This window comes from Deinococcus rhizophilus (genome assembly GCF_030271215.1).
Lineage (GTDB): Bacteria > Deinococcota > Deinococci > Deinococcales > Deinococcaceae > Deinococcus > Deinococcus rhizophilus.
The window spans coordinates 1-5,817 of record NZ_JASNGB010000187.1 but is presented as its reverse complement, the minus strand read 5'-3'; the positions used below and the strand labels follow the sequence as shown (position 1 = coordinate 5,817).

At 70.1% G+C, this 5,817-nt stretch carries 9 protein-coding genes and 1 pseudogene; 9 read left to right on the top strand and 1 reads right to left on the bottom strand.

Annotated elements, in window-relative coordinates; translation table 11 throughout:
- The coding region (locus tag QOL99_RS14545; RefSeq protein WP_285524875.1) for a DUF2254 domain-containing protein at window positions 1-642 on the top strand (642 nt) is incomplete at its 5' end.
- A 127-nt stretch (window positions 643-769) separates the two neighbouring features.
- Here QOL99_RS14545 and QOL99_RS14540 read toward each other — a convergent pair.
- The gene (locus tag QOL99_RS14540) at window positions 770-1,036 is read right to left on the bottom strand and encodes a metal-sensitive transcriptional regulator (protein WP_285524873.1); all 267 of its coding nucleotides are present in this window, start codon (window positions 1,034-1,036) and stop codon (window positions 770-772) included.
- Between the two features lie 61 nt (window positions 1,037-1,097).
- Between QOL99_RS14540 and QOL99_RS14535 the strand changes: the two genes are divergently transcribed.
- The 8 genes and pseudogenes from QOL99_RS14535 (at window position 1,098) to QOL99_RS17885 (ending at window position 5,675) form a co-directional block, all read left to right on the top strand.
- Window positions 1,098-2,492 carry an MBL fold metallo-hydrolase gene (locus tag QOL99_RS14535; protein WP_285524871.1) on the top strand — a complete coding sequence of 465 codons (1,395 nt, stop codon included), beginning with the start codon at window positions 1,098-1,100 and terminating at the stop codon, window positions 2,490-2,492.
- Window positions 2,493-2,560: 68 nt separating this feature from the next.
- Complete coding sequence (locus QOL99_RS14530; RefSeq protein WP_285524869.1) at window positions 2,561-2,878, top strand: rhodanese-like domain-containing protein; 318 nt, start codon at window positions 2,561-2,563, stop codon at window positions 2,876-2,878.
- Window positions 2,875-3,675 carry a sulfite exporter TauE/SafE family protein gene (locus QOL99_RS14525; RefSeq protein ID WP_285524867.1) on the top strand — a complete coding sequence of 267 codons (801 nt, stop codon included), beginning with the start codon at window positions 2,875-2,877 and terminating at the stop codon, window positions 3,673-3,675. The genes QOL99_RS14530 and QOL99_RS14525 overlap by 4 nt, the downstream gene beginning before the upstream one ends.
- A 36-nt stretch (window positions 3,676-3,711) precedes the next feature.
- Window positions 3,712-4,287, top strand: coding sequence for a YeeE/YedE family protein (locus QOL99_RS14520; RefSeq protein WP_285524865.1), 576 nt, complete (start codon window positions 3,712-3,714; stop codon window positions 4,285-4,287).
- The gene (locus QOL99_RS14515) at window positions 4,284-4,757 is read left to right on the top strand and encodes a DUF6691 family protein (protein WP_285524864.1); all 474 of its coding nucleotides are present in this window, start codon (window positions 4,284-4,286) and stop codon (window positions 4,755-4,757) included. The genes QOL99_RS14520 and QOL99_RS14515 overlap by 4 nt, the downstream gene beginning before the upstream one ends.
- 10 nt (window positions 4,758-4,767) lie before the next feature.
- The gene (locus QOL99_RS14510; RefSeq protein ID WP_285524863.1) at window positions 4,768-5,226 is read left to right on the top strand and encodes a universal stress protein; all 459 of its coding nucleotides are present in this window, start codon (window positions 4,768-4,770) and stop codon (window positions 5,224-5,226) included.
- A 24-nt stretch (window positions 5,227-5,250) separates the two neighbouring features.
- Window positions 5,251-5,496: pseudogene (locus tag QOL99_RS17890) on the top strand (rhodanese-like domain-containing protein); the annotation flags it as partial.
- Window positions 5,497-5,510: 14 nt separating this feature from the next.
- Window positions 5,511-5,675 (top strand): rhodanese-like domain-containing protein, encoded by a 165-nt coding sequence (locus tag QOL99_RS17885; RefSeq protein ID WP_407650197.1) that lies wholly within the window; start codon window positions 5,511-5,513, stop codon window positions 5,673-5,675.
- The last annotated feature ends 142 nt before the right edge of the window (window positions 5,676-5,817 follow it).

Here is a 5,817-nt window from a genome sequence, read left to right as displayed (position 1 = left end):
GGCGGCTACCTGCAGGCGCTGGACGTGGCGGGCCTGCTGCGCCTGGCCGGGCGGCACGGGGCCGTGATCCGGCTCACCGTGCGGCCCGGCCAGTTCATCTTTCCGGGCATGGTGGTCGCCCACACCGCCCCGGCGGCCCTGAAGCAGGTCCGCGCGGCCCTCGTCACCGGGCCGCGCCGCACCTCCTCCCAGGACGTGGAATTCGCGGTCCAGCAACTCGTCGAGATCGCGGTGCGGGCGCTGTCGCCCGGCATCAACGACCCCTTCACCGCCATCGCCGTCCTCGACCATCTGGGCGCGGCCCTGTGCCGGGTGAGCGGGCGGGAGATGCCCCGGCGGGAGCACGCCCGGGGCGGTCAGGTTCGCCTGCTGATTCCCGTCACCGACTACGGCGGCCTGACCGACGTGATGTTTCACCAGATCCGGCAAAACGGGTCCGGGGACCCGGCGGTGATGCTGCGGCTCCTCGAAGTGCTGACGACGGTGGCCGAGCAGGAGCGCGACCCGGAGCGTCAGGCCAGCCTGCAGCGTCACGCGGCCCTGACCCTGCGGGCCGCCCTGCGCGGGGCGCCCGAGGAGGCCGATCGCCGGGAACTGGAGGGACGCTACCGCCGCTTTCAGGCGGCTGTGCGGGGCACCTGACCGTGAGGCCCTTCACCGGCTGATCAGGGAGCGAGACGCCTGGAAGGTGAAGAATCCGGCCTGCGCTGCTGCTCTCGGCCCTGCTGCTGGTCCCCGGAGACTGCTGGCCGGTCTGCCCGGGCCTCCCTTACCGGGCGAGCTTGAGCAGCCGCACGAGGTCGGCGGGCTTCTCCTCGCGGGCCTGGCACATCTCCACGTAGGTTTCCAGAATCACGTCGCCGGTGGCTTCCAGCGCACTTTTCGCGCTGGCATACAGGCTCATCACCTCCACGCAGCCCTTCTCCTCGTCCACCATCTTCTGGAGGCCCCGAATCTGCCCCTCCAGGCGGCGCAGGCGGTTGAGGATCTTTGTCTTCTCGGCTTGGTGGTCACTGACGGGGACAGTCGCGGTCATACCCCCAGTATACCCCCCCGGGTATTTGACAGGATAGGGGGAGGGGGTATACCATCCGGCCATGTTCTTCAAACGCTTCTACGACACGGACCTCGCCCAGGCGTCCTACATGATCGGCTGCCAGAAGACCGGCGAGTGCCTGGTGGTGGACCCCGTCCGCGACATCTCGCCGTACCTGGGCGAGGCGAAGGCCGAGAAGCTGCGCGTCACCCACGTCACCGAGACGCACATCCACGCCGACTACCTCTCGGGCAGCCGCGAACTGGCTATGGCGACGGGTGCGCGGCTGCTGCTCTCGGACGAGGGCGGCGAGGGCTGGCAGTACACCTACGAGGGCGGCAACCAGGTCAAGCTGCACGACGGCGACACCTTCATGGTGGGCAACATCCGCATTCAGGCCGTCCACACGCCGGGCCACACGCCCGAGCACATGAGCTTCCTCGTGACCGATACGCCCCGTGGGGACACGCCGAGCATGATGCTGACCGGCGACTTCGTGTTCGTGGGCGATCTGGGCCGCCCGGACCTGCTCGACGAGGCCGCCGGTGGGCAGGACACCCGCTACGTCGGCGCGGGGCAGATGTTCGCCTCGCTGCGGGACAAGTTCCTGACGCTGCCCGACTACGTGCAGGTGTGGCCCGGCCACGGCTCGGGGAGCGCCTGCGGCAAGGCGCTGGGCGCGGTGCCCACCACCACGGTCGGCTATGAGCGGGCGCTGAGCTGGTGGGGCAAGCTCGTCGAGGGGGGGGACGAGGAAGCCTTCACGCGGGAACTCCTCGAGGGCCAGCCCGACGCGCCGCTGTACTACGGGCGGATGAAGACGGAAAACCGCGACGGCCCCGCCCTGCTGGGTGAGGTGCAGCCGCTCGCCGAGCTGAGTGCCCACGACGTGAAGGCGCGCCTGGCTGCCGGTGCCCGCCTCATCGACACCCGCAAGAAAGAGGACCACCAGGCCGCCGCCCCCGTGGGCAGCGTGAACATCCCCGACGGCGGCACGCTGGAGACGTGGTCGGGCTGGCTGCTGACCCCGGAGCGCAAGCTGATCCTGCTGGCCCCCGCCGACCGCGCCGAGGCCCTGCGCCGCAAGCTGTGGATGGTGGGCCTGGACCGCGTGACCGGCTTCATCCCCAGCGCCGATGGCCTGGAGACGGCCCCCGCCCAGCCCATTCCGGCGACCGAACTCGGCTCGCACGAGGGGGCGCTGATCCTCGACGTGCGGGCGAAGACCGAGTACGAGGAAGGCCACATCCCCGGAGCGCGGCAACTGCACGCCGGACGCCTGCCCTGGAAATTGGACACCCTGCCGCGTGACCGCGAGATCGTCGTGCATTGCCAGGGGGGTGCCCGCAGCGCCGCCGCCGCCAGCCTGCTGCGGGCCGAGGGCTTCGATGTCCTGGAACTCGCCGGGGGCTACGACGCCTGGGCGAAGAGCCAGAAAGAAAGCCAGAACGCCTGACCCCCATCCGGCGGAGGCGGCGCAGGTCCGGGCCGCCTCCGCCCCCTGCTGAAAGGAGTGACCTTCCCATGACCTACCAGGACATCTTCACCACCGAACTTGAGGGCAAGAAGCGCGAGGGCGCCCGCCTCGTGGACGTGCGCGAGCGCAGCGAGTACACCCAGGGACACATTCCCGGTGCCACCAACCTGCCCCTGAGCGAACTCGCCGGGCGCGAAGGCGAGATCGGGCCGAACACCGTCCTGATCTGCGCGAGCGGCAACCGCTCCTCCCAGGCCGCCGCCTACCTCGCGTCCCAGGGCCAGACCGGGCTGATGAACCTCTCCGGGGGCACCGCTGCCTGGATACGTGAGGGCCGCGAAGTGAAGGGCGGCGAGCAGCCATGATCTTCGCCTGGATCGGTGCCGCCCTGATCGGGCTGAGCCTCGGCCTGCTGGGGTCGGGCGGGTCGATCCTGACCGTGCCGGTGCTCGTCTACCTCGTCGGCGAGCCGGAGAAGCTGGCGATTGCCGAGTCGCTCGCCATCGTGGGCGGCATCAGCCTGTTGGGGGCGATTCCCTACGCGCTGGGGCGGCAGATCGACTGGCGCTCGGTGCTCTGGTTCGGCGTGCCCGGCGTCGTCGGCACCTTCCTGGGCGCGGCCCTGAGCGTGTATCTCAGCGGCGTGGTGCAACTGCTGCTCTTCGCCGTGGTGATGCTGCTCGCCGCCGTGATGATGTTTCGGCCCGCGAACACTGGGGCAGAGGGTCAGGCGGCCCACACGCGCTCGCCCCTCAAGATCGGCGCCGAGGGGCTGGGCGTCGGCGTCCTGACCGGGCTGGTGGGCGTGGGCGGGGGCTTCCTGATCATCCCGGCCCTCGTGCTGCTGGGAGGCCTCCCCATGAGCCTCGCGGTGGGGACCAGCCTGCTGATCATCGCGGCCAAGAGCTTCGCGGGCTTTTTCAAATACACCCAGGTGCTCGCCGAGCAGAACCTCAGCATGCACTGGGACCTGATCGCCATCTTCACGGTCATCGGCATCCTGGGCAGCTTTCTGGGGGCGCGGGTCGGGAAGAAGGTGTCCAACGAAAGTCTCAGAAAAGGCTTCGCGGGCTTCCTGGTTGTGATGGGCCTGTATGTGCTGGCGACGAATATACCGAAGGTGCTCGCGCCCCCAGCGGCGCAGGCCGCACACCGCCCCTGACGTTTCCCCTCCCTCCCTGACCCCCCCGAGGTATCCATGACTGACCTGCTCGACTTCCTCCGTTCGCCCTGGCCCTGGTATGTGGGCGGTCCCCTGATCGGCCTGACGGTGCCGCTGCTGCTGTGGCTGGGCAACAAGTCGTTTGGCATCTCGTCCAATCTGCGCCACGCCTGCGCCATCCTGCTGCCCGAGTCGGCCAAGCCCGGCTTCTTCCGCTACGACTGGAAAAAGGAGCGCTGGAACCTGATGTTCGCGGGCGGGCTGCTGCTGGGCGGCCTCGTGGCGGGTGGGCTGCTCGCCAACCCCGAACCCACCCGGCTGAGCGCGGCGGCAGTGCAGTCGGTGCAGGACCTGGGCGTGACGGTGCGCCCCGGTCTGGTGCCCGCCGAGCTGACCGATCTGTCTAACCCCGGCGTGTGGTTGCTGCTGGCCTTCTCGGGCCTGCTGGTGGGCTTCGGCACCCGCTACGGCGGCGGCTGCACCTCCGGGCACGCGATCACCGGCCTGAGCACCCTGCAAGGCCCTTCCCTGATCGCCACCATCTCGTTCTTCGGCGGCGGCATCCTCAGCGCGAACTTCCTGCTCCCTCTCTTCATGGCGGTGATTCGGTGACCACGACCAAGATTCCCGGCGTCCACACCGCCCCTGCCTCCACCACCCGCGCGGCGACTGGCCTGCTCGCCTACCTGCTGGCGGGGCTGTATTTCGGCGTGGTCCTCGTCAAGTCGGAGGCGGCGAGCTGGTACCGCATTCAGGAGATGTTCCGCTTCGAGTCCTTCCACATGTTCGGGCTGATCGGCTCGGCGGTGCTGACCGGGATGGTCACGACGGCGCTGCTGCGGCGGTTCGTGGGCCGCAGCCGTGAGGGGCAGGCCATCAGCGTGACGCCCAAGGAAAAGGGCTGGCGGCGCTACGTGCTGGGCGGCCTGACCTTCGGGGTGGGCTGGGGCCTGGCTGGGGTCTGCCCGGGACCGATCTTCACCCTGCTCGGAGCGGGCATCTGGCCCATGCTGCTCGTCCTCGCCTTCGCCCTGCTGGGCACCTACCTCTACGGCGCGTTCAAAGACCGCCTCCCTCACTGAAGGAGCCCCCATGTACAGGCACATCCTCGTGACCACGGACGGCACCGACATCGACCATGCCGCCGTCCACCATGCTGCCGCCCTCACCCGCGCCCTGGGTGCGCGGCTGACCCTGCTGCACATCATCCCAGACGCCCACCGGGAACTGGGCAGCGGCAACGACCTGAGCGTGACGGCCGAGGACATCGAGCAGGAGTGGACGCGGGTGGGGGAACGCGCCCTGGAGGAAGGCCTCCTGGATGCCGACGGCACCCGGCTGACCCCGCTGCAACGTCCGGCCCGTGGACGTGACGTGCCCCACGCGATCCTGGAAGAAGCGGGGGAACTGGGGGCAGACCTGATCGTGATGGCCACGCACGGGCGCGAGGGCCTGGCCCACCTGCTGCTGGGCAGCGTGGCCGACCGGGTCGTCCATGACGCGCCGGTGCCGGTCTTGCTGGTGCGTCAGGGCACGCCTTCCCGAACCTGAATTCCCCCGCCCCTGGAGGTCGCCATGGTCCCACCTGTTCGTCCCGCTTTCCTTCTCGCCACCCTCGCCCTGCTCGGCGCCTGCGCCCCTGCCGCGCCGGAGGGCTACACCACCGTGAGCGTGCAGGACCTGCGCACGGCCCAGCAAGCGGGCGAGTTCGTCCTCGATGTCCGCACGCCCGCCGAGTACGCGCAGGGGCACGTGCCGGGCGCGGTCCTGTTGCCCCTTCAGGACCTGCCCGCCCGTCTGAACGAGGTGCCGCAAGACCGCGAGGTCTACGTGATCTGCCGCAGCGGCAGCCGCAGCGCCCAGGCCAGCCNATCTGCCGCAGCGGCAGCCGCAGCGCCCAGGCCAGCCGGGTCCTCTCGGACGGGGGCCACCGCAACCTCTACAACGTGGACGGCGGCATGCTCGCCTGGGAGGCGGCGGGCCTCCCCATCACCCGGTGAACCTCACGCCGGACGCCCTGCAGCTCGGCCCGCTGGTGCTCGCCTGGGACCGGCTGGCCCTGCTGCTGGCCCTGGGCACCTGGCTGGGCACCGCGCCCGTCCGGCACGCGGGCACCGCCGCCCTCGTGGCCCTGATCGTGGC

Excerpts from the sequence above, each read along its gene's own strand:
- QOL99_RS14540 (WP_285524873.1), bottom strand. The coding sequence starts at position 1,036 with ATGACCGCGACTGTCCCCGTCAGTGACCACCAAGCCGAGAAGACAAAG.
- QOL99_RS14535 (WP_285524871.1), top strand. The coding sequence starts at position 1,098 with ATGTTCTTCAAACGCTTCTACGACACGGACCTCGCCCAGGCGTCCTAC.
- QOL99_RS14530 (WP_285524869.1), top strand. The coding sequence starts at position 2,561 with ATGACCTACCAGGACATCTTCACCACCGAACTTGAGGGCAAGAAGCGC.
- QOL99_RS14525 (WP_285524867.1), top strand. The coding sequence starts at position 2,875 with ATGATCTTCGCCTGGATCGGTGCCGCCCTGATCGGGCTGAGCCTCGGC.
- QOL99_RS14520 (WP_285524865.1), top strand. The coding sequence starts at position 3,712 with ATGACTGACCTGCTCGACTTCCTCCGTTCGCCCTGGCCCTGGTATGTG.
- QOL99_RS14510 (WP_285524863.1), top strand. The coding sequence starts at position 4,768 with ATGTACAGGCACATCCTCGTGACCACGGACGGCACCGACATCGACCAT.